Origin of the sequence: Rhizobium acidisoli (assembly GCF_002531755.2) — a bacterium.
GTDB classification, from domain to species: Bacteria; Pseudomonadota; Alphaproteobacteria; order Rhizobiales; family Rhizobiaceae; genus Rhizobium; species Rhizobium acidisoli.
Genome location: NZ_CP035002.1, coordinates 65,701 through 85,606 on the forward strand (window position 1 = coordinate 65,701; position 19,906 = coordinate 85,606).

General features: G+C 59.9%; 14 protein-coding genes and 1 pseudogene. 11 read left to right on the plus strand and 4 right to left on the minus strand.

Annotated elements, in window-relative coordinates:
* The first annotated feature begins 76 nt into the window (after positions 1-76).
* From traA to CO657_RS32795, 3 genes are all read left to right on the plus strand, one after another.
* Positions 77-4,714: a Ti-type conjugative transfer relaxase TraA gene (gene traA, locus CO657_RS32780; RefSeq protein ID WP_128715647.1), complete on the plus strand. Its 4,638-nt coding sequence runs from the start codon at positions 77-79 to the stop codon at positions 4,712-4,714.
* Positions 4,715-5,382: 668 nt separating this feature from the next.
* Positions 5,383-6,066, plus strand: coding sequence for a winged helix-turn-helix transcriptional regulator (locus CO657_RS32790; RefSeq protein ID WP_054185769.1), 684 nt, complete (start codon positions 5,383-5,385; stop codon positions 6,064-6,066).
* Between the two features lie 123 nt (positions 6,067-6,189).
* A complete protein-coding gene (locus tag CO657_RS32795) occupies positions 6,190-7,431 on the plus strand; it encodes an 8-amino-7-oxononanoate synthase family protein (RefSeq protein WP_054185770.1) in 1,242 nt (413 codons plus the stop codon).
* 46 nt (positions 7,432-7,477) lie between these two features.
* On the opposite strand, the gene CO657_RS32800 is transcribed toward CO657_RS32795, so the two are convergent.
* The 4 genes from CO657_RS32800 to CO657_RS32815 all read right to left on the minus strand — a co-directional run bounded on the left by CO657_RS32800 (position 7,478) and on the right by CO657_RS32815 (position 11,431).
* Positions 7,478-8,536, minus strand: coding sequence for an ABC transporter substrate-binding protein (locus CO657_RS32800; RefSeq protein WP_197283928.1), 1,059 nt, complete (start codon positions 8,534-8,536; stop codon positions 7,478-7,480).
* 34 nt (positions 8,537-8,570) lie between these two features.
* Entirely contained in the window at positions 8,571-9,341 is a 771-nt protein-coding gene (locus CO657_RS32805; RefSeq protein WP_054185772.1) for an ABC transporter permease, read from the minus strand.
* 70 nt (positions 9,342-9,411) lie between these two features.
* On the minus strand, positions 9,412-10,320 hold the full coding sequence (locus tag CO657_RS32810; protein ID WP_054185773.1) for an ABC transporter permease: 909 nt from the start codon (positions 10,318-10,320) through the stop codon (positions 9,412-9,414).
* Position 10,321: 1 nt separating this feature from the next.
* Complete coding sequence (locus CO657_RS32815) at positions 10,322-11,431, minus strand: ABC transporter ATP-binding protein (protein ID WP_003595453.1); 1,110 nt, start codon at positions 11,429-11,431, stop codon at positions 10,322-10,324.
* 237 nt (positions 11,432-11,668) lie between these two features.
* Between CO657_RS32815 and CO657_RS32820 the strand changes: the two genes are divergently transcribed.
* The 8 genes and pseudogenes from CO657_RS32820 to CO657_RS32855 all read left to right on the plus strand — a co-directional run bounded on the left by CO657_RS32820 (position 11,669) and on the right by CO657_RS32855 (position 19,889).
* The gene (locus CO657_RS32820) at positions 11,669-12,367 is read left to right on the plus strand and encodes a GntR family transcriptional regulator (RefSeq protein WP_054185774.1); all 699 of its coding nucleotides are present in this window, start codon (positions 11,669-11,671) and stop codon (positions 12,365-12,367) included.
* A gap of 107 nt (positions 12,368-12,474) precedes the next feature.
* Entirely contained in the window at positions 12,475-13,836 is a 1,362-nt protein-coding gene (locus CO657_RS32825; protein WP_054185775.1) for an aspartate aminotransferase family protein, read from the plus strand.
* 2 nt (positions 13,837-13,838) lie between these two features.
* On the plus strand, positions 13,839-15,548 hold the full coding sequence (locus tag CO657_RS32830) for an acetolactate synthase catalytic subunit (RefSeq protein WP_054185776.1): 1,710 nt from the start codon (positions 13,839-13,841) through the stop codon (positions 15,546-15,548).
* The gene (fabG, locus tag CO657_RS32835) at positions 15,545-16,321 is read left to right on the plus strand and encodes a 3-oxoacyl-ACP reductase FabG (RefSeq protein WP_054185777.1); all 777 of its coding nucleotides are present in this window, start codon (positions 15,545-15,547) and stop codon (positions 16,319-16,321) included. Before CO657_RS32830 ends, fabG begins: the two co-directional genes overlap by 4 nt.
* A 35-nt stretch (positions 16,322-16,356) precedes the next feature.
* Entirely contained in the window at positions 16,357-17,028 is a 672-nt protein-coding gene (locus CO657_RS32840; protein WP_054185778.1) for a winged helix-turn-helix transcriptional regulator, read from the plus strand.
* Between the two features lie 552 nt (positions 17,029-17,580).
* Positions 17,581-18,355: pseudogene (locus CO657_RS32845) on the plus strand (manganese catalase family protein).
* A 59-nt stretch (positions 18,356-18,414) separates the two neighbouring features.
* Positions 18,415-18,912: a DUF4142 domain-containing protein gene (locus CO657_RS32850; RefSeq protein WP_054185779.1), complete on the plus strand. Its 498-nt coding sequence runs from the start codon at positions 18,415-18,417 to the stop codon at positions 18,910-18,912.
* Positions 18,909-19,889: an alpha/beta hydrolase gene (locus CO657_RS32855; protein ID WP_054185780.1), complete on the plus strand. Its 981-nt coding sequence runs from the start codon at positions 18,909-18,911 to the stop codon at positions 19,887-19,889. The genes CO657_RS32850 and CO657_RS32855 overlap by 4 nt, the downstream gene beginning before the upstream one ends.
* Positions 19,890-19,906: the final 17 nt, after the last annotated feature.

A 19,906-nucleotide genomic window follows, 5' to 3' on the forward strand; every position in this document is an offset into this window, starting at 1 on the left:
GGCCCTACGGTCCGATCGGTTCGAGGGCGCAATATACGTCGCTGTCGCGACGTGCCTGGTCAGTCTGGAGATACCAGTGGCGATCATGTTCGTCAGAGCGCAGGTGATCAGCAGGGGAGCCGGACGCAGCATCGTCTCGGCGGCTGCCTATCGTCATCGCGCCCGAATGATCGACGAACAGGCGGGAACGTCGTTCAGCTATCGCGGCGGCGCCTCCGAGCTGATGCATGAGGAACTGGCGCTGCCGGGTGAGATCCCGGCCTGGCTGCGATCGGCGATATCAGGTCAGTCCGTCGCCCGGGCGAGCGAAGTGCTGTGGAATGCCGTCGACGCTTTTGAGAAGCGGGCGGATGCACAGCTCGCCCGCGAACTGATCATCGCCCTGCCGGAGGAGCTGACGCGGGCGGAGAACATTGCGCTGGTCCGCGACTTCGTCCGCGACAATCTCACCTCGAAAGGAATGGTCGCCGACTGGGTCTATCACGACAAGGAGGGTAACCCGCACATCCACCTGATGATGACGCTGCGGCCGATGATCGAGGAGGGTTTTGGACCGAAGAAAGTTCCGGTCCTCAGTGAAGAGGGCAAGCCGCTGCGTGTCGTCACGCCGGATCGACCGAATGGGAAGATCGTCTACAGAGTTTGGGCGGGCGACAAGGAAACGATGAAGGCCTGGAAGATCGCCTGGGCGGAAACGGCCAATCGGCATCTGGCGCTCGCCGGCCATGAGATTCGCCTCGACGGTCGCTCCTATGCCGAACAGGGCCTCGGCGGCATCGCACAAAAACACCTCGGGCCGGAGAAGGCGGCACTCGCCCGGAACGGCAGGGAGCTCTACTTCGCACCGGCCGATCTCGCCCGGCGCCAGGAAATTGCCGACCGGCTGCTGGCCGAGCCGGACCTCTTGTTGAAGCAGCTCGGCAACGAACGCTCCACCTTCGATGAGAGGGATATCGCCAAGGCGCTGCACCGCACTGTCGACGATCCCGGCGATTTTGCCAACATCCGCGCCCGGCTGATGGCGTCGGACCAGTTGGTCATCTTGAAGCCGCAGGAGATCGATCAAGAGACAGGGAAGGCGGCCGCGCCTGCCGTGTTCACCACGCGGGACATCCTGCGTATCGAATATGACATGGCGCAGTCGGCACGGGTGTTGTCGAAGCGTGGCGGCTTCGGTGTTTCCAGGCGGCACGTTGAAGCGGCGATTGATCGCGTCGAGAGCCGTGATCCCAAAAATCCATTCCGGCTCGATGCGGAGCAGGTCGATGCTGTCCATCATGTCACCGGTGATAGCGGTATTGCCGCCGTCGTCGGCCTGGCGGGCGCCGGCAAATCGACCCTGCTTGCCGCGGCGCGGCTTGCCTGGGAAAGCCAGGGACGCCGGGTGATTGGTGCCGCCCTTGCCGGCAAGGCGGCGGAAGGGCTGGAAGACAGTTCCGGCATCACGTCGCGCACGATCGCCTCCTGGGAACTCGCCTGGGCCAATGGGCGCGACGCACTCCATCGCGGTGATGTGCTGGTCATCGATGAAGCCGGCATGGTCGCCTCGCAGCAGATGGCCCGTGTATTGAAGATCGCCGAAGAGGCTGAAGTGAAAGTCATTCTCGTCGGCGACGCGATGCAGCTGCAACCGATCCAGGCGGGTGCTGCCTTCCGGGCAATCACCGAACGGATCGGCTTTGCCGAGCTTGCCGGCGTGCGCCGCCAGCGTGAGGCGTGGGCGCGAGATGCCTCGCGGCTCTTTGCTCGTGGTGACGTCGAGAAAGGTCTCGACGCCTATGCTCAACAGGGCCATCTGGTCGAGGCGGGCACGCGCGAGGAAACCATTGATCGCATCGTCTCCGACTGGGCTGCTGCGCGCAAGCAGGCAATCGGTCGGTCGATCTCGGAAGGTAGAGATGGCCATCTTCGCGGCGACGAACTGCTGGTGCTCGCCCACACCAATGATGACGTCAAACGCCTGAACGAGGCGCTGCGTGAAGTGATGGCTGGGGAGGGGGCGTTGAGCGACAGCCGCGCTTTCCGGACCGAGCGCGGGACGCGAGACTTCGCCGTCGGCGACCGCATCATCTTCCTGGAAAATGCTCGCTTCCTCGAGCCGCGGGCCAAGCACTCCGGGCCGCAATACGTCAAGAACGGCATGCTCGGCACGGTCGTCGCGACCGGTGACAAACGCGGCGATCCGCTGCTGTCGGTTCTGCTCGACAATGGCCGCAAGGTCGTCTTCAGCGAAGACAGTTATCGCAATGTCGATCACGGCTATGCCGCAACGATCCACAAATCGCAAGGCGCCACCGTCGACCGCACCTTCGTGCTCGCCACCGGCATGATGGACCGGCATCTGACCTATGTGTCGATGACCCGGCATCGTGACCGCGTCGACCTTTATGCAGCGAAAGAAGATTTTGAGCCGAGACCGGAATGGGGACGCAAACCGCGCGTCGATCACGCCGCCGGCGTCACCGGCGAGCTTGTCGAAACCGGCGAAGCCAAATTCCGGCCCGAGGACAAGGATGCCGACGACAGCCCCTATGGCGATGTCAGGACGGATGATGGAACCGTCCACCGGCTGTGGGGCGTGAGCCTGCCGAAGGCGCTCGAGGATGCCGGCATCTCCGACGGCGACACCGTCACGCTGCGCAAGGATGGTGTCGAGCGGGTCAAGGTTCAGGTTGCTATCGTCGACGAGGCGACGGGTCAGAAGCGTTACGAGGAGAGGGAAGTCGACCGCAACGTCTGGACGGCCAGCCGGATCGAAACCGCCTATGTCCGCCGGGAGCGCATCGCGCAGGAAAGTCATCGGCCGGAGGTGTTCGAGCAGCTCGTCGAGCGATTGTCGCGTTCCGGCGCCAAGACGACGACGCTCGATTTTGAAAGTGAGGCCGGCTATCGCGCTCAGGCGCAAGACTTCGCCCGGCGCCGCGGGCTTGATCATCTTTCGCTCGCCGCAGCCGAGATGGAGGAAAGCCTTTCCCGGCGCTGGACGTGGATTGCCGCAAAGAGGGAGCAGGTGGAAAAGCTCTGGGAAAGGGCAAGCGTGGCGCTCGGCTTTGCCATCGAGCGAGAACGGCGGGTCGCCTACAACGAGGCGCGAACTGAACCCCACATCGTCTCGGGCGCAAGCGCTGGCGAAGCACACTATTTGATCCCGCCGACCACTTCGTTCGTCAGGAGCGTCGAGGCGGATGCGCGGCGGGCGCAGCATTCGTCGCCGGCCTGGGCGGAGCGGGAAGCAGTCCTTCGGCCGCTGCTTGATAAGATCTACCGGGATCCGGATGCAGCACTTGTTGCCCTGAATGCGCTCGCCTCGGACGCCGGCACTCAACCCCGCAGGCTCGCCGACGAGCTTGCCGCAGCCCCCGACCGGCTCGGCCGGTTGCGTGGCTCCGAGCTGATCGTCGACGGACGCGCGGCGCGCAACGAGCGCAAGGTCGTCATGGCGGCTGTGAAGGAATTGCTTCCCTTGGCTCGCGCCCATGCGACCGAGTTCCGCAGAAACGCCGAACGGTTCGAACTCCGTGAACAGACGCGCCGCTCCTATATGTCATTGTCGATCCCGGCGCTCTCCGAACGCGCGACGGCGCGTCTTATGGAGATTGAGGCGGTGCGCAGCCGGGGCGGGGACGACGCCTATAAGACGGCCTTTGCGCTCGCCGCCGAGGACCGCACCATCGTCCAGGAAATCAAGGCGGTCAGCGAAGCATTGTCCGCCCGCTTTGGCTGGAGTGCCTTCACCGCGAAGGCGGATACGGTTGCTGAACGCAATATTGCTGAGCGTATGCCGGAAGATCTGACGGCCGGCCGGCGCGAGGAACTGACCGGGCTGTTCGAAGCCGTGAAGCGTTTTGCCGGAGAGCAGCATCTCACCGAGCGCCGGGATCGTTCGAAAGTCGCCGCCGGCGCGAGCGCCGATTTGAGCAAAGAGTCAGGAAAGGAAAATGTCACCATGCCGCCCATGTTTGCCGCCGTCACCGAGTTCAAGACGTCGGTCGACGATGAGGCTCGATTGCGAGCGCTCTCTAACCCTCTCTACCGTCAACAGCGGCCCGCATTGGCCAACGCCGCGACGACCGTCTGGCGCGATCCGGCGAGCGTCGTCGGCAAGATCGAGGAACTGCTCGGGAAAGGTTTTGCCGCTGATCGCATTGCCGCAGCAGTGACCAACGATCCGGCCGCCTATGGTGCGTTGCGCGGCTCCGATCGCCTGATGGATCGGATGCTGGCGTCCGGCCGGGAACGGAAAGAGGTGATGCGGGCCGTGCCCGAAGTGGCAGCCCGCCTGCGGTCGCTTGGGACCGCCTATGCAAACACCCTCGAAGCCGAGCGTCAGGCCATCATCGAAGAGCGCCGACGCATGGCGGTTGCTATTCCCAGTCTGTCGAGAGCTGCGGAAGAGGCCCTGCTGCACCTAACGGCGGAGGTGAAAACGAATGGTCGCAAACCGCATGTTTCGGCGACTCCCCTCGATTCGAGCATTCGCCGAGAGTTCGCCGACGTCAGCCGGGCCCTCGACGAGCGCTTCGGGCGAAATGCCATCATCCGCGGTGACGAGGATCTCATCAGCCGCGTGCCGCCGGCGCAGCGGCCGGCCTTCGCGACGATGCAGGACAGGTTGAAGGTGCTGCAGCAGACCGTACGCCAGGAAAGCAGTGAACAGATTATCGCGGAACGCCGCCAGCGCGCTTCGCAACGCAGCCGCGGCATCGGGCTGTGAAAATCAATGAACACGCGAAGTGGTCGGGCTTCAGACGGCGCTGTCCACCGGCGCGGTTAGTCAACTTCGTGAATAAGCGGCGATCAAAGACTGTTGGCTGTCAGGTCTCACGCTCGAGCCGCAGCAGTCTCCTCTGCGTTCAGATGTTTGAAAACCCTCACCCAAAAGCTGAAGTCACCGGCACGGCCGTCGGAGCGCGCGCCTAATGCGCACCAGGCCGCCGCCGTTTTCGCATTTAGTCCGTAAAGCGATCGAGCGGCATCACTTGTATCCCCAACATCTCTATCACTCCAAATATCAGGCGTGGCCGCGGCGGCGCAGCCGCGTGAATACTCTTCGAATATTTCGCGCATTGAAAAACCCCGTTACCGTCCGGAAACAGGTCGTCAAGATATGCCGGACGTTGATCCCATCAAATGGGCCACGATCACGTGCCGTCCCTGGCAAATATGCGCTTCGGCGCGAAATTCCTTCCGCATTCAACATTATGTTGTAACAAAATAAAAAGGCAAGCTATAAAAATACCCGGAATGAGAGCGCTTTCGTGACTCGTTCAAGCCAAGTGCGAAGCTAATGCGTGAGGTTCCCATGAAAGTGACATATCCTGGCGAATATTTTGTGGTATCAAAATCCATCTTGATAAGGGTCTCGGATTGCGGGGCCAGCAGATGAGCGAACTTCTCGCGATCGTATCCCGAGACGCTGACTATTATTTGATGCTCGAGCATATTTTGAAGGAAGGCGGATACAGGACAATGCTCATCGATGTTCCGAGCGAAGCCGTCCCGACAGTCGAGGAGTTAGACGCCGCAGCGATCATCGTCGACTGCCAGCCGGGTTCGCAAATTTTGTCTGATATCGCCGCCAGCCTCAAGGAGAGAGGGCTTGCCAGCGAGGTCACCCTCATCGCGCTGGTCGCCGAAAAAACCGCCTATCTCGACATTTTGAAAGCCAATGTCGATGAGAGCTTTACAAGGCCCATGCGGCCGGAACGCCTCTTGTCTTACCTTCACGGTGCAATAGGGAATTCCGCCGACAACGTGCGTCGCCGCCTCCTTCCAATATTCGACGATATGAAATTGGACACCAAGGGTCGGCGTGTTCTGGTACGGGGCACGCCGATCAACCTTAGTCCGATCGAGTTTCGCCTGTTGAGCGCCCTGATGGGGGACGTGGGACGAGTTCTCAGCCGGGTCGAGCTGATAGGTATCGCTTGGCCGCAGGGAGCATTCGTCGAGCCGCGGACGGTCGATGTTCATATCGGCCGCCTCCGGCGGGCTTTGAAGCGAGCCCTTGGCCGCGATGTGATCCGGACGGTGCCAAAGGTAGGATATGCGATGAACATCGTCTGACCTTGTGAACCTAGTTACATTCACATCTTCACCGAAAATTCCTTAAAACTTACCGTCGCGTTCGTTGCATAAACAAAAGACTCGCGGTTAGCGTGCAGTCTGTCCAACGTTTGGGAGCACAAAATGCAAGAGGCCGCTTCGGGTGCCGGGTCGCCCATGATATCTCACAGAAACACAGCCAGTTTGATCAGGCATGCCGCTCCTCACTTCGCCGCAGCCCATCTCGATGGCCTGATGGCACTTTATGTCCATCCGGCGGATGGTCGAGCCGTGACGATGCCAATATCAGAAAGCCGATCGCAACGTGTCATCGACTTCGTTCGCTGCTCCTATCTCGGGCTCGACAATCATCCCGCGATCATCGAGGGCGCTATTGAGACCGTTCGGCGCTACGGAACGCTACACTGGTCCTGCGCCCGCACGCGGCTCAATTTTGCAGTCCTGGGAGATCTCGAGGATGCGCTCTCTGACCTTTTCGCCGCAAGGGTCATTACCTACACGACGGTTCTTGCCGCCAATATGAGCGCTCTTCCTTTGATTGCGTCGGGAGTCCTGACTGGGGGCAAAAAACCTGTGATGGTGTTCGATCGCCTCGCTCATGCGACGCTCGCATTTAACAAGCCCGTCGTCGCCGAAGAATGCGTGGTTCGCACCATAGGCCACAACGATCTTCAGGCGCTGGAAGACATTTGCCGTCAGAATGAGACGGTCGCCTATGTCTGTGATGGTGTCTATTCCATGGGCGGTTGTGCGCCGATCAAGGAATTGCGCGAGCTTCAGGAGCGATACGGCCTTTTCCTCTATATTGATGATGCTCATGGCATATCGCTCTTCGGAGAAAGGGGCGAGGGTTTTGCCCGTTCGCAAATGCCCGAGGGTCTCGAAGAGCGGACCATAATCGCGGCCTCACTCGGCAAGGGCTTCGGCGCCTCAGGCGGCATGTTGATGCTTGGAACGTCGTTTCAGGAAGAAATTTTTCGCCGCTTTGCTCTCGCCCATGCCTTTTCGGCCTCGATCAATGTTGCGGCGATTGGTGCTGCCCTCGCCTCCGAGGTAATCCATCGCACACCGGAACTCGGCGTGCGGCAAAGGGCATTGGCCGAATATATTTCTCTGTTCGACGAACTGGTGCCAACCGCACAGGCGGGATCCCGACTTCCTATCCGCACCGTTGTCGTCGGTGACGAGCTGGCGGCAATCGGTGCCGCCAGAGTCGTGCTCGATGCCGGTTACTATGCATCGGCCATATTCTTCCCGACGGTGGCCAAGGGGAGGGCAGGGCTGCGCATATGTCCGACTGCCAGCCACACGGCCGCGGAAGTGCGCGAGGTCGCCGCTGCCATCAATCGTGCCCTCAAGGGCTAAGGATCGGTCTTCACCCCGGACGCTTCTTCTCGCTCGGGGATGGTCGTTATCGGATCCAGGCATTCCAACGCTCGAGCATCGTCGCGGAATTTTCATTGATCCATTTGGCGTCCGGAATGACGATGTAATCCCTGATATCATCGTCGCTTGGCAACGCTGCACGTGCTGCCGGCGACATCAATGCGATCGCCTTGCGACTGGGCGGCGTGCAAAGGAGTTCCTCGCAGACTTTCGCCTGCGCCTCGGGGTGATCAAGCCAGTAGCCGACCAGCTTTAACGCATTCGCCCGGTTCGGCGCGCCCTTGATGATGGTCAAGCGATCGCCAACTAAGAAAGAAGCCTGCTTGGACCAGGCGATCTGGCGGCCTTCAGCCTTCAGAGTATTTGCCCGCGTCAGCCAGATCTGGCCGATGCTGTAGTCGCCGTTGCGAAACCCTTGAACGCTCTGATCACCGGTCTTCCACCAGAGCGATATTGCTGGACGGATCTCGTCAAGCTTTTTGAGTGCGCGGTCGACGTCGAGCGGAAAGAGCTTGTCGCGCGGGACACCATCGGCCAGCAGTGCAGCGGCCATGACCCGCCACGGATCGTCGAAATTCGGAAAAGACCGACCACCGGGAAATTTCGCCTGGTCCCACATGTCAGCCCAGCTCGACGGGCTTCCTTCCTTGAAGCCGGTAGGGTCGTAAGCCATGAGCGTTGCGGTCGAAAAAAGCCTGGCCCCGGCAGTGACACAGGCATCGTCGACCAAGTCTGGTCGGCCTTGAAAGGGTTTGCAAAATTCGGTGAGGTCTTCAGACGTCAACCGATGCGTTTCAGCGCTCGCCTGGATCTCGCCATCCGGATAGAGGTCCCAGGTCACATTGCCTGTCTTGACCATCGCCGATGCTTTCGCTCGCATCTCCGCATTTGTTGCCGCGACCGAGACGACTTTGATGCCGGTCTCTTCGGTAAACGGCTCGAACCAGAATTTTCGCAGCGCCGCATCGTAGGCGCCGCCAGTGGTCGCAATGACCACCTGCTCCTCAGCATGGGATACCCCCGCACCAACTAGCGTGAGGCAAGCCGCAAGCAGCAAGGGCCTGATCTCGATTCGTTTTGTCATCGCGTTTTCCTCTGTCCGGATGAATATGGCCACGTTAGTCCTCCCCGCGGCCTGTAAGGAGATAGATGGAGCCCATGAGGACGAGTGATATCGCGACGAGCAGCGTCGAAACCGATGCAATGACCGGGGTGAGATTGAAATCGATATCCTCGAACATTTTGCGGCTGATCGTTTTGCCGCCGGTATCGGAGATGAAGAATGCGACCGTTGCCTCATCGAATGATGCTAGAAACGCAAAAACCGAAGCAGCTGCGACCGCCGGTGAAATGTTTGGAAGCACGATGCTGAAGAAGGTGCGGCTGCGGCTTGCCCCGCAATTCAGTGCGGCAAGTTCAAGTGACGGGTCAAAGCGCTCGAGTGCTGCCGATACGGTGATGATCACGTAGGGGACCGAGAGCACGGTGTGCGCGACCAGGAAACCAGCAAAATTGCCTGTCAGGCCAAGCGGCGACAAAATCAGATAGAGCGCAACGCCGAAGACGACATGGGGGACAATCATCGGCCCGAGCGACAGCGCCTGCAGAAGGGCCTTGCCCGGCAAATTGCCGCGAACGAGTCCGATGGCGGCCATTGTTCCGATTGCCGTCGAAGCGATGGTTGTCGATAGCGCAATCTTCAGGCTGAAAATCGTCGCCGCGCGCCAGTCCGGATCGGAGAGAAATTCGCTATACCAGCGAAGCGTCAGGCCCTTCGGCGGGAATTGGATATAGCTGCTGTCATTCAGCGAAATCGGAATAACGAGCAACGTCGGCAGCACCAGGAAGAATAGGATTGCGCCAATCAGCAATCCCCCGAAGAGCCGCAAGACTGCCTTGCCATAAGGTCGATGGCTGCTGTTGACGCAAGAGGCGGCGCTTGCCGTGGCGGTTGCTGACTCAGTTGGCACTGTTCATTCCTTTGCTGACGGAAAGGGCCTTGCGGAACACAAGGACAAAGATGAGCGTCGTGGTAAGAAGGACCGTCGCGAGCGCTGCGGCGAATGGCCAGTCAAGCAGGACGATAGTTTGCTGGCCGATCAGCGTTGCCATCATCAATGCTCCCGGTCCGCCAACAAGGGCTGGCGTGATATAAAAACCGATCGCCAGGATGAAGCACATGACGCACCCGGCAAAGATTCCAGGCAGGCTGAGGGGCAAGGTCACGCGCAGGAAGGCGCCCATCGGGCCGGCGCCGAGATTGCGGGCGGCCTGGCTATACTCGGCAGGAATTGTGCGAAGAGCATTGCAGATGGGCAGGATCATGAAGGGCATGAGAACATGTGTCATCGCGAGGATGACGGCGCCCTCGGTATAAAGGAGCTTCAAAGGACTGGTGACGACGCCGGTTTCAATGAACAAGCCATTGATAACCCCGTTTCGCTGCAGCAGCACGATCCAGGCGTATGATCGCACCAGCACTGAGGTCCACAGCGGCACGAATACTGCCGCCACGACGATCATTGCAGCCTTGCCTCTGGCGCGCGCCATGAGAAAGGCAACCGGATATCCGAGTAGCAGGCTCGCCACAGTGACAATTGCACCCGTCTGCAGCGTGCGAAGTAGGACGTCGATGTAAAGTGGCTCGGTTACAATCCGCCGGTAATATTCGAGCGTGAATTCCGGCGCCATAACGCTCAAAGAGATGAGCCGGCCAATCGGATAGAGGAAGCCTGCGGCCAGTAGGAGCATCAACGGGGCAACAAGCACGAGCGTCAGCGCATGCGAATAACGCCGTGCCGAGTATGAGAATAGCCAGCTTGCAGAAACGGTCGGTGTCGGTGCGAGATTGTCGACGGTCGCAGTCATCTCATGCCTCCGCATCGGCAAAGAGCCGCAGGCCGTCGCGCTCGGCAATGACATCCACGGGGGTACCCGTCGCAAAGCGCGCTCTCGTCCCATCGGTGGAGATCTGCACCTGAATGATTTCTCCGTTCCCGAAATCGGTGCGAACGAGATGAAGATCGAAAGAGCCTGCAAAGACCGAGGTCTCGATCCGGCCGGGCAGGGCGTTCTTTCCCCCTGCGCCGCGCGCCGCAAGACCAAGGCGCTCGGGTCTGAGCGCAAGACGAACGCGATCCCCGATCTTTGCCGAACCCTCGAAACCCGGAAAAGCGCCCGGCGTATCAATGACCACATCATCACCCAGTCTGATCGTCTGGCTGCCGGCGATGTCGCCCAGGTATTCTCCAGTCAGGAAGTTCATCTTGCCGATGAAGTCCGCAACAAAGGCACTCTGCGGATTGCAGTAAATCTCCGCCGGGGTTCCGAGTTGAGCGAGTTGCCCCTTTGCCATAACGGCGATCCGGTCGGACATGGTCAACGCCTCCTCTTGATCGTGCGTCACGTAGATGACCGTAGCGCCGAGCCGCTGCTGCAACTGCTTGATCTCGAGCTGCATGGATTCGCGCAGCTTCTTGTCGAGTGCCCCGAGCGGCTCGTCCATCAGGAGAACAGGCGGTTCGAAGACAATTGCTCGCGCGACCGCCACACGCTGTTGCTGGCCGCCGGATAATTCGTGGGGATAGCGCCTGGCGTAGTCCGGGAGTTGGACGAGGTCGAGCGCCCGGCCGACGCGTTCGGCTCTGAGGTTCTTGCGAATGCCGCGCATCTTCAGTGGAAAGGCTATGTTTTCAGCGACGGTCAGATGGGGGAACAAGGCATAACGCTGAAAGACCATCCCGATATTGCGGCGATCGGGCGACATGGTGGTGACATCGCGCCCGCCGATAATGATGCGCCCGGCAGAAGGGCTTTCGAAGCCCGCGATCATTGTCAGGAGCGTCGTTTTCCCCGACCCGGATGGACCAAGGATCGACAGGAATTCGCCGGCGGGAATTTCCAAGGTCACTGCGCCAACGGCAGTCTGGCTGCCATAAGCCTTGCCAATGCGATCGATGAAAACAGGCGCACCAATCAAAATGATATCTCCCTTTCGCGTGTTGAACGTGTTGGAACCTCCCCGGCCGCTTGTGTGGTGCGGGGTTGCTGTGGGCATCATGCCGGGGGACGGCAGGTCGTGTGGATACGGCCTTGCGCGGCGAGGCGTTGCTACTATTCACGATCCCGTTATGCTGTCACATTAGAGGATCGTTTCGGTCTCATTCATTTTTGTTGCAACAAAAATGTGAAGAAGTCAACGCTTGGGGGATAAGAATTGAGCAAAAATACAACCTTGAAGGAATCGCAGGCGCCTGAGGCGCAGGTGGGGCGCATCAGCGACTTCGCTTACGCCTCCATCAAGGAGCTTCTCGCACGCGGCACTTACAAGCCCGGTCACAAGCTGCCGATCCGCTCAGTGGCCGAATTGCTGAACGTTGGCTCTACGCCGGCGCGCGAGGCGATCAACCGATTGGTCTTCGAGGGCGCGCTCGTAATGGTGGGCCCTAAATCCGTCATCGTCCCGCACCTCGATCTCGCCGCCCTGTATGAAGTCACGCAAATGCGGCTTGCGCTTGAAGGGTTGGCGACTGAGAAGGGCGCATTGCTCGCGACGGAAGAGACAATTGATAACCTATTATTTCTGCAAGGGAAGATAACGAAGGCGCTTGATGAAAAGCGCTATGCGGACGCCCTTCACGACAACAAGGAATTTCATTTTACGATCTATCGACTTTGTCGGATGCCGCATCTCCTTTCAACGATCGAGGCGTTGTGGTTGAGGGTCGGAGCTTCGTTTCATAACCTCTATCCTGACTTCGCTGAGACCAAGCATGGCGTGCGCAACCACATGGCCGCGATAGAGGGGCTTGTCGACAAAGATCCATCAGCTGTCCGTGCCGCGATGGAAAATGATATCCGTGACGGCTACCGGCGCTTGAAGAAATCTGCGCAGAAGCGGCTCAACCAGGAATGATCATGCCGTTTGACTTTTTTTGTTGCAACTTCTTCTCCTTCATGATTTTTGTTACAACAAAATTATGAAGGGTCGCGCCGCGGCCCGCGTTGGCCGGAGAAGATCGCATGTTTCACCCAGATTTATCGCGAACCGGCCGGGGGTATTCCCGGTCGAGGTCCGAACATTTCTTCAAAAGGGGGCGCCGGGTATTTCCGACGGGGATCACGCGGGTCACTGTGGATCACGAGCCCAGCCCGCTCTACATCTCTCGCGGGGAGGGAGCCTATCTCATTGACGTCGACGGCAACCGGCTGCTCGATCTCAACAACAATTTCACGACGCTAATCCACGGCCATGGTTTCCTTCCGGTCGCCGATGCCGTTGCAGATCTTCTTCATCGCGGCACGTGTTTCTCCAACCCAACCGAGCACGAGATCACGCTGGCCGAGCTATTGATCGAGCGCATTCCGGCCGTTGAGCATATTCGTTTCGTCAACAGCGGCACCGAGGCTGTGATGTTTGCGATCAAGGCCGCCCGAGCATTTACCTGCCGGCCAGGCGTTGCACGCATCGAAGGCGCCTATCACGGTGCTTACGACTGGGCGGAAACGGGGCAGACGGTGTCGCCGGCTATCTGGAGCGACCCGCAGCGATCGTCGGCTGTACCCGCCTATCGTGGTATGCCGCCCTCGGTCGCCGACGAGGTGACCGTTATCCGCTTCAATGACGTCGCGGATCTCGAGCGTCGGATAGCTTCTGCAGCCCCTTCACTCGCCTGTATCCTCATTGATCCGATGCCGAGCCGTGCCGGGCTGGTTGCGCCGGAGCCGAGCTTCCTTGCTGCCGTCGGTGCCATCGCCAAGCGATATGGGATTCTCGTCGTCGCCGACGAAGTCCTCAATCTGCGACAGTCCTATGCCGGAGCTTCGGCCCGCTACGGTCTGCAGCCCGACCTGATCGCGGCAGGCAAGATCATCGGCGGAGGTTTTCCGGTCGGGGCAATTGGTGGGCGCGAGGAGGTCATGCGGGTCTTCGCCAGCGACAGCGGCAAGCCGCTTCTTCCGCAAGGCGGCACGTTTTCGGCAAATCCGGTATCTATGGTCGCGGGCCGGGTGGCAATGGAGGCGATGACAGAGGCCGCATTCGGTTCGCTGGAAAGCCTTGGCGATACCATTCGGGCAGGTCTTCGAAAGGAAATCGAGCGCCGTGGCGTAGCTTTCAGCGTGACGGGGGCCGCATCATTGTTTCGGATCCATCCGAAAGGCAAGGAGCCAACGGACTTCCGCGAGGCCTATCTCGTGCCGCAAGAGGCCGACTTAATGGCTCGCCTTTCCAGGCATTTCCTCGATTGCGGCATCCTGCTTCCAAATGGCGCCGCCGCGTGCCTATCCACGGCAATGACCGACGCTGACGGTGATGCGGTCATTTCGGCCTTTGCTGACTTCCTTTCAATCCTCGAAGCAAATCCAACAGAAGCAGGCATCTGATTATGGCAACCGATGTTTTCACCGTCGCCGAGCGTATCGCTCATTCTCTCAAGAGGCACAACGTCACCCATATCTTCGCTCAAAGCCTGCCTTCGGCGGTGATCCTCGCCGCCGAAGCGATCGGAATCCGCCAGGTCGCCTACCGCCAGGAAAACATGGGCGGGACCATGGCTGATGGTTATGCGCGTTTGTCCGGGAAGGTTAGCGTCGTCGCAGCGCAAAACGGCCCGGCCGCTACGCTTCTCGTCCCACCGCTTTCCGAGGCGCTGAAGGCCAGCGTACCGATTGTCGCTCTCGTCCAAGACGTTGAACGAGATCAGGCTGATCGCAATGCATTTCAGGAGCTCGACCATCTCGCATTGTTCCAATCCTGCACGAAGTGGGTGCGCAAGGTAATCGTTGCGGAGCGGATCGACGATTATATCGATGCTGCATTTACGGTAGCCGCCTCGGGCCGGCCGGGGCCGGTCGCTCTCCTGCTTCCCGCCGACCTGTTACGAGAGCAGATAGCGCCGTCACCATTTCGGCGCGAGGCTGCCCTGGGTCACTGGCCGCTCGATCGGTTGCGCCCGCGCAATGACGACATCGAGCGCGCAGCCTCGATGATCGCGGCAGCTCACGGTCCCATCATCGTCGCGGGAGGCGGCGTTCATGCGAGCCGCGCCGCTAGCGAACTGTCGGCGCTACAGGACGAGGCCTCGCTTCCCGTCGTCACGACCAATATGGGCAAAGGCGCGGTCGACGAGTACCATCCGCTGTCGGCAGGCGTTCTTGGCGCACTCGTTGGACCGAAATCGCTCGGACGACACACGGTTGCGCTTGTCGAGGAAGCCGATCTTGTTATTCTCATTGGGACGCGAACCAATCAGAATGGCACCGATAATTGGCGTCAAATCCCCCCGTCCGCGTCAGTCATTCACGTCGATGTCGATCCCGCCGAGATCGGTCGTACATACGAGGCCGTCAGGTTGGCGGGCGATGCTGCCGAGACTATTCGGGCGCTTCGAAGCGAGCTCGCCGGAAGCGATCTCTCCTACCGCACATCGAAGCGTAATCAATTGACTGACAGGATCGCCGGGTTCTGGCGCTCGTTTGACACGGAACGGCAATCCGTTGTCCGATCGGACGCCAGTCCGATCCGCCCCGAGCGCATCATGTTCGAGCTGCAACAGTTGATGACGGCAGATACGACCGTTGTTGCCGATGCGAGCTATTCCTCAATGTGGGTCGCCGGCCAGTTGCGGGCACTTTCGCCCGGCATGCGCTTTCTCTTGCCGCGGGGCCTTGCAGGTCTCGGGTGGGGCCTGCCGCTTGCGCTCGGCGCGAAAGCGGCAGAGCCCGACAGGCCGGTCGTTACGATCGTCGGGGACGGCGGCTTCGCCCATAGCTGGGCGGAACTGGAGACTATGGTGCGTAGCAAGCTTCCTATCCTCATTATCGTGTTGAACAATGGCATCCTCGGTTTTCAGCGTGACGCGGAAACTGCCAAGTTCGGCAGATTCACGACTGCCTGCGGCTTTGCGGATGTCGACCATCAGAAAATTGCGGAAGCTTGCGGCTGCCCGGCAGTTCGCATTTCCGACCCCGCCGATCTTCCTCGTTACCTCGAGCGCGGTCTCTCTGGAGAGGGCCCTCTGCTGATCGAAGTCATGACAGACCCTGGCGCCCATCCCCCGCTGTCGCTGTTTGCTGCAATGGATCAAGCGGCATGAGCGCCGACTGCAGCGCGCACGTTGCCGTTATCAGCGGGGGCACGACCGGGATTGGTCTTGCCACCGCGTTTCGTCTGCTCAAAGCCGGCCATCGGGTTGCCGTCTTCAGTCATGGTCGGGAAAGCGTCATGGCCGCCGGCGCAGCACTTGCCGAGGCTTTCGGGCCAGAACGCTCAATTGTGAGACAGGTCGATCTCCGTGAGCCGGCGGCCGTCGAACAGTTTTTCCGCGAAGTCGCCGATGTCTTGGGCGCGCCTGGGATTCTCGTGTGCAACGCGGGGATCTCGCCAAGAGGTCCCAACGGCCCTCTCGACATCGCCGACCTTGGCCTTGAGGAGTGGAACGACGTGCTCGCCGTCAACCTGACGGGCACGATGTTGTGTTGCCGGGTCGTTCTGCCCGGCATGAAGGAAAGAGGTTATGGGCGCGTCATATTGGTTGGATCCCTCGCGGGCCGGACGAGACCGCGGATTGCCGGCCCGAGCTACGTGGTGTCAAAAGCTGCCCTTTCAGGGTTATCTCGCGTCCTGGTCTCTCAATATGGCCCCTACGGCATCACATCGAATGTCGTGGCGCCAGGGCGTATCCTCACACCACTGACCGGATCCCCGGAAAGCAAGACAAACATCGAGGCGCTTGCCCGCATTCCCGCGGGTCGGCTCGGTGTTCCGGGCGATGTCGCTGCCGTGATCGCGTTCCTGGCATCGGAAGATGCCGGGTTCGTCAATGGAGCCATTATAGACGTCAATGGCGGCGAGTTCGCACCGAGCTAAAGTCGACGTTTTCAAGCGACAAAGGGGCGATCGACATGACACCACTCATTCTGGTTTGCTCGCAGGACGCCGAGCTTTATTTGCTGCTTGCGCATATCCTGCGTTGCGAAGGCTTCGAGGCTCGTCTCGGAGCAAGTGAAGACGATGTAGTGGACGCTTGCACCTCGGCGGAGATTTCCGCAGTTCTCCTGGATTGTGTGGAGTGGCCAGGTGATGTTGCATTCCTATGTGCGCTGCTGAAGGGCGCCGGGCTTTCCGTAGGAGCGCTCATCGGCGAGGATATGGGTGCCGAGCACCTGCAGTTGATCAAGTCGGGCCTCGACGAAGGCATCATGCGTCCTTTGTCGCCGTCGAAGCTTCTTGCCTTTTTGCACGGAATAGGAACGCGGTCGGAGGTTGTGACCCGGCCAAGTTTCGCTATCGACCCCGAGTTTATATTCGAGCGGCACGCTGTTGTCGTCGGGGGCAAGAGAATAGCCCTTGCACCTATGGAGGCGAGAATCCTGAGATTCCTGCTAAAAAAGCATGGCCAAGTCAGCACCCGCGAACAACTCATTGAGGCCGTTTGGCCCGATCGGCACGCAGTGATGAACAGGACGGTCGATGTGCATATCGGTCGACTGCGAAAAGCGGTCGCGGGACTCCGCAATCTGCGGGTCCGCACCGTATATGGCGCAGGTTACGCTCTTGAATTTCAAGATGGTTGAAGTCGGCACGTGGTTGCCTCTGACTGACTTCGTCCCGACACCGCGTTCCGGATTCGACATGTACACGCCGGGCTATAGGTCATGCTTTGAAGATAACGGCTCTGGCCCAACGAGACGCCCTCGGGGCAACGCAGCGCCCACAAGGCGATTTGCAATGGCCGGAACACACCTGATCAGTTCGATACCGCACGGAAACAAAGGGGAAGCGGCATTGTTACTGAGACGCCGCCTGACGCAAGAGCCTTCCGTGACCTGCGTGGGGCGCATCCGGTATGGGAGCGTGAATGATGGACACAGCAACGCAATGGGCACTTCTTCTCGGTGTACTGACGTTGGCGAGCTGGATAGCAGGTGGCCTGGCAACCGTCCTCGGAAACGGGGGGGGTCGGCCAACACAGGCAAAAGGCGGTAGAATATCTGAGCCTCGGGCCAAACGGAATCGAATGCTTCGGAATTGCCGGGAACCCTCTCCCGGTTTGGTTGTTGGAGACGCGTTCGGATGCCGGCGGCATCCGCCGCTGGCCCACAACGAGATCCCAATAGGAGAGAGTGATGTTTTATACGGATGGAAAGCTGCAATTTCCTGTGCGCGTCGAAACACCCGATCCGCAGTTTGCCCGAGCGTTGCAACAGGCTATCGGCGGCGTCGAAGGCGAAATTCGCGTGCGGTGACCTGCTGATGAACACCGCAGCGGAGGAACTCGGACATATCGAGATGCTAGCGACTGCCGTGGCCCTGAACCTCGAAGGCGCGCCCGTATCAGTTAAAGATGCGGTGGCGCGGGACCCGGTGGCAAGCGCAGTCCTAGGCGGCTTGAACATGAAAAATCTGCTTTCGGCGGGGCTTTCGGCCATGCCCGTTGATTCCGACGGCGTTCCCTTCGGCATGTCGCACATTTATGCCAGCGGCAATATCGCAGCCGATATGACAGCGAATGTCGCGGCCGAGTCCACCGGGCGTGTCTTGGCGACCAGGCTGTTCAACCTCACTAATGATCCCGGCATGAAGGAGATGCTGTCCTATCTCATCGCCCGCGACACAATGCACCAAAACCAGTGGATGGCTGCCCTAGAAGAACTCGGCGGGCCAGCAAAGGTCTTCCCGATCCCCAACAGCTTCCCTCAGGAGCAGGAGTTGCAGGACTTCAGCTACGCCTATCTCGGTTTTCAGCAGGATGGCAGCGAGCCGGTTGCCGGACGCTGGTCCGAAGGCAGGTCAATCGACGGTAAGGGAAGTTTTGTGACTGTGGTGCCGAAACCGATGGGGCAAAAGCCTGTTCTCGGGCCGGCAAAGTCTAATAGCGGCGCACAAGCCGAACAGATCTGAGCGGCTAACTGGAGGGCATTGTTCGCCCGCCATCACTCAAGGCATCTGGAGGAACAAAGATGAGATTGATATTCAAGGCGTGCCTTCTATTTGTGTTTGCGGCGCCTGCTTTTGCTGCCGATGAAGCCGCACGTCAGAAGGCGACCGATTTCGCCTTCCGCGCCGCCGCGTCGAATATGTTCGAGCTCAAGGCTGCCGAGATTGAGGTCGCAAAAGGCGCGGCCGAAGATGCAAAGCAGTTCGCCACCGACATGCTGAAAGATCACGGGCGCGCTGGCCCGATTTTGGCGGTTGCCGCCAAGGAGGATGGCGTTGAACTGCCGTCAGCTCTTGACGAGGAGCATGCAAGGAAGCTTGACGCGCTGCAGGAAAGCGATCGCGAGAATTTCGACCAAGCGTATCTTTCGACTCAAATGACTGCGCACGAGGAGGCCGTGTCACTCTTTACAGACTATTCGCAAAATGGCCCCGATGGTGCCCTGAAGCGAGCATCGCAGAAGATCCTGCCGGACCTCAGGATGCATCTGACGAGGATCAAGGGGCTGACCTCAAAGTGAGGGAAGCGGCAACAAGGAATGCAGCAGGCGAGCACCTCACGCCGTTTACCAGAAATGAACTCTGCCGCGCTCGACGGCTCAATGCCTTTCTTGATCTTCTTCCTCGCTACCACACCGACAGACGCTGGAATGCCAAAACGGTTCAGAGTCTGGTTCGGGCTGTACAGTTCCTCGTTCCGGATAAGGTGACCCGCTATAACGAAATTGCCACCCGCCCCGCAATGTCCAACGGCGGGCGCGTCGGCGTAAGGTGGATCGTCCCGGAGGGAGCGCGCCGCGGTCTCTACGTTCACTTCCATGGCGGAGCCTGGGTGGTAGGCAACGCGCGCCTCGATGACGGTATCACGTGTCCCATCGCGAGGCATTGCGGGATGCTGGTAGCGGGCGTCGATTTCCACAATGCTGTAGACGACCGCCTCGATTTGACGCTTCAAGACTGCAAAGCCGCGATCGAGTGGCTGGTCGAACATCTGGCTGAGCTTCAGGTTGAGCAGATCATCCTCGGCGGCGAGTCGTCCGGCGCACATCTTGCTGCGGAGGCGCTTCTTCATCTGCGGGAGCGCGGCTGGGCGAGGTTAATATCTGGCTTCGTCTCCGTGTGCGGTTGCTACGACCTGACGGGATCGGAAAGCTTACGGAGGTCGAGCCGGAAGAGCCTAGTGATCAACGGGCCATCGGCGCTGCGCAATCTCCAGCGGCTGACGCCCAGCCTATCAGGGCGTGAGGCGAGAGGCCCGATATTTGCCGATCTCTCCGGGCTCCCGCCCGCCTTGCTGATAGCCGGAGCACTTGACCCGATCGTCGACGACAGTCTTTCGATGGGAACGCAATGGCAGCAGCAGAGCGGCAACGCTGAGTGCGTCGTCGTACCCGAGGCGCCGCACGGCTTTAACCGCTTGCCGACAGCGCTTGCCGCAAGGGCAAACGGCCTTGTCCGTGAATGGATGAGGAAGACAATTGCAAAAGGCGTGGGTTAGGAGACGTCTTTATGTGC

What these genes read in the sequence shown, in the direction of transcription:
- CO657_RS32790 (WP_054185769.1), top strand. Translation starts at nt 5,383, where the DNA reads ATGAGCGAACTTCTCGCGATCGTATCCCGAGACGCTGACTATTATTTG.
- CO657_RS32830 (WP_054185776.1), top strand. Translation starts at nt 13,839, where the DNA reads ATGGCAACCGATGTTTTCACCGTCGCCGAGCGTATCGCTCATTCTCTC.
- fabG (WP_054185777.1), top strand. Translation starts at nt 15,545, where the DNA reads ATGAGCGCCGACTGCAGCGCGCACGTTGCCGTTATCAGCGGGGGCACG.
- CO657_RS32825 (WP_054185775.1), top strand. Translation starts at nt 12,475, where the DNA reads ATGTTTCACCCAGATTTATCGCGAACCGGCCGGGGGTATTCCCGGTCG.
- CO657_RS32810 (WP_054185773.1), bottom strand. Translation starts at nt 10,320, where the DNA reads ATGACTGCGACCGTCGACAATCTCGCACCGACACCGACCGTTTCTGCA.
- CO657_RS32840 (WP_054185778.1), top strand. Translation starts at nt 16,357, where the DNA reads ATGACACCACTCATTCTGGTTTGCTCGCAGGACGCCGAGCTTTATTTG.
- CO657_RS32800 (WP_197283928.1), bottom strand. Translation starts at nt 8,536, where the DNA reads ATGACAAAACGAATCGAGATCAGGCCCTTGCTGCTTGCGGCTTGCCTC.
- CO657_RS32850 (WP_054185779.1), top strand. Translation starts at nt 18,415, where the DNA reads ATGAGATTGATATTCAAGGCGTGCCTTCTATTTGTGTTTGCGGCGCCT.
- CO657_RS32795 (WP_054185770.1), top strand. Translation starts at nt 6,190, where the DNA reads ATGCAAGAGGCCGCTTCGGGTGCCGGGTCGCCCATGATATCTCACAGA.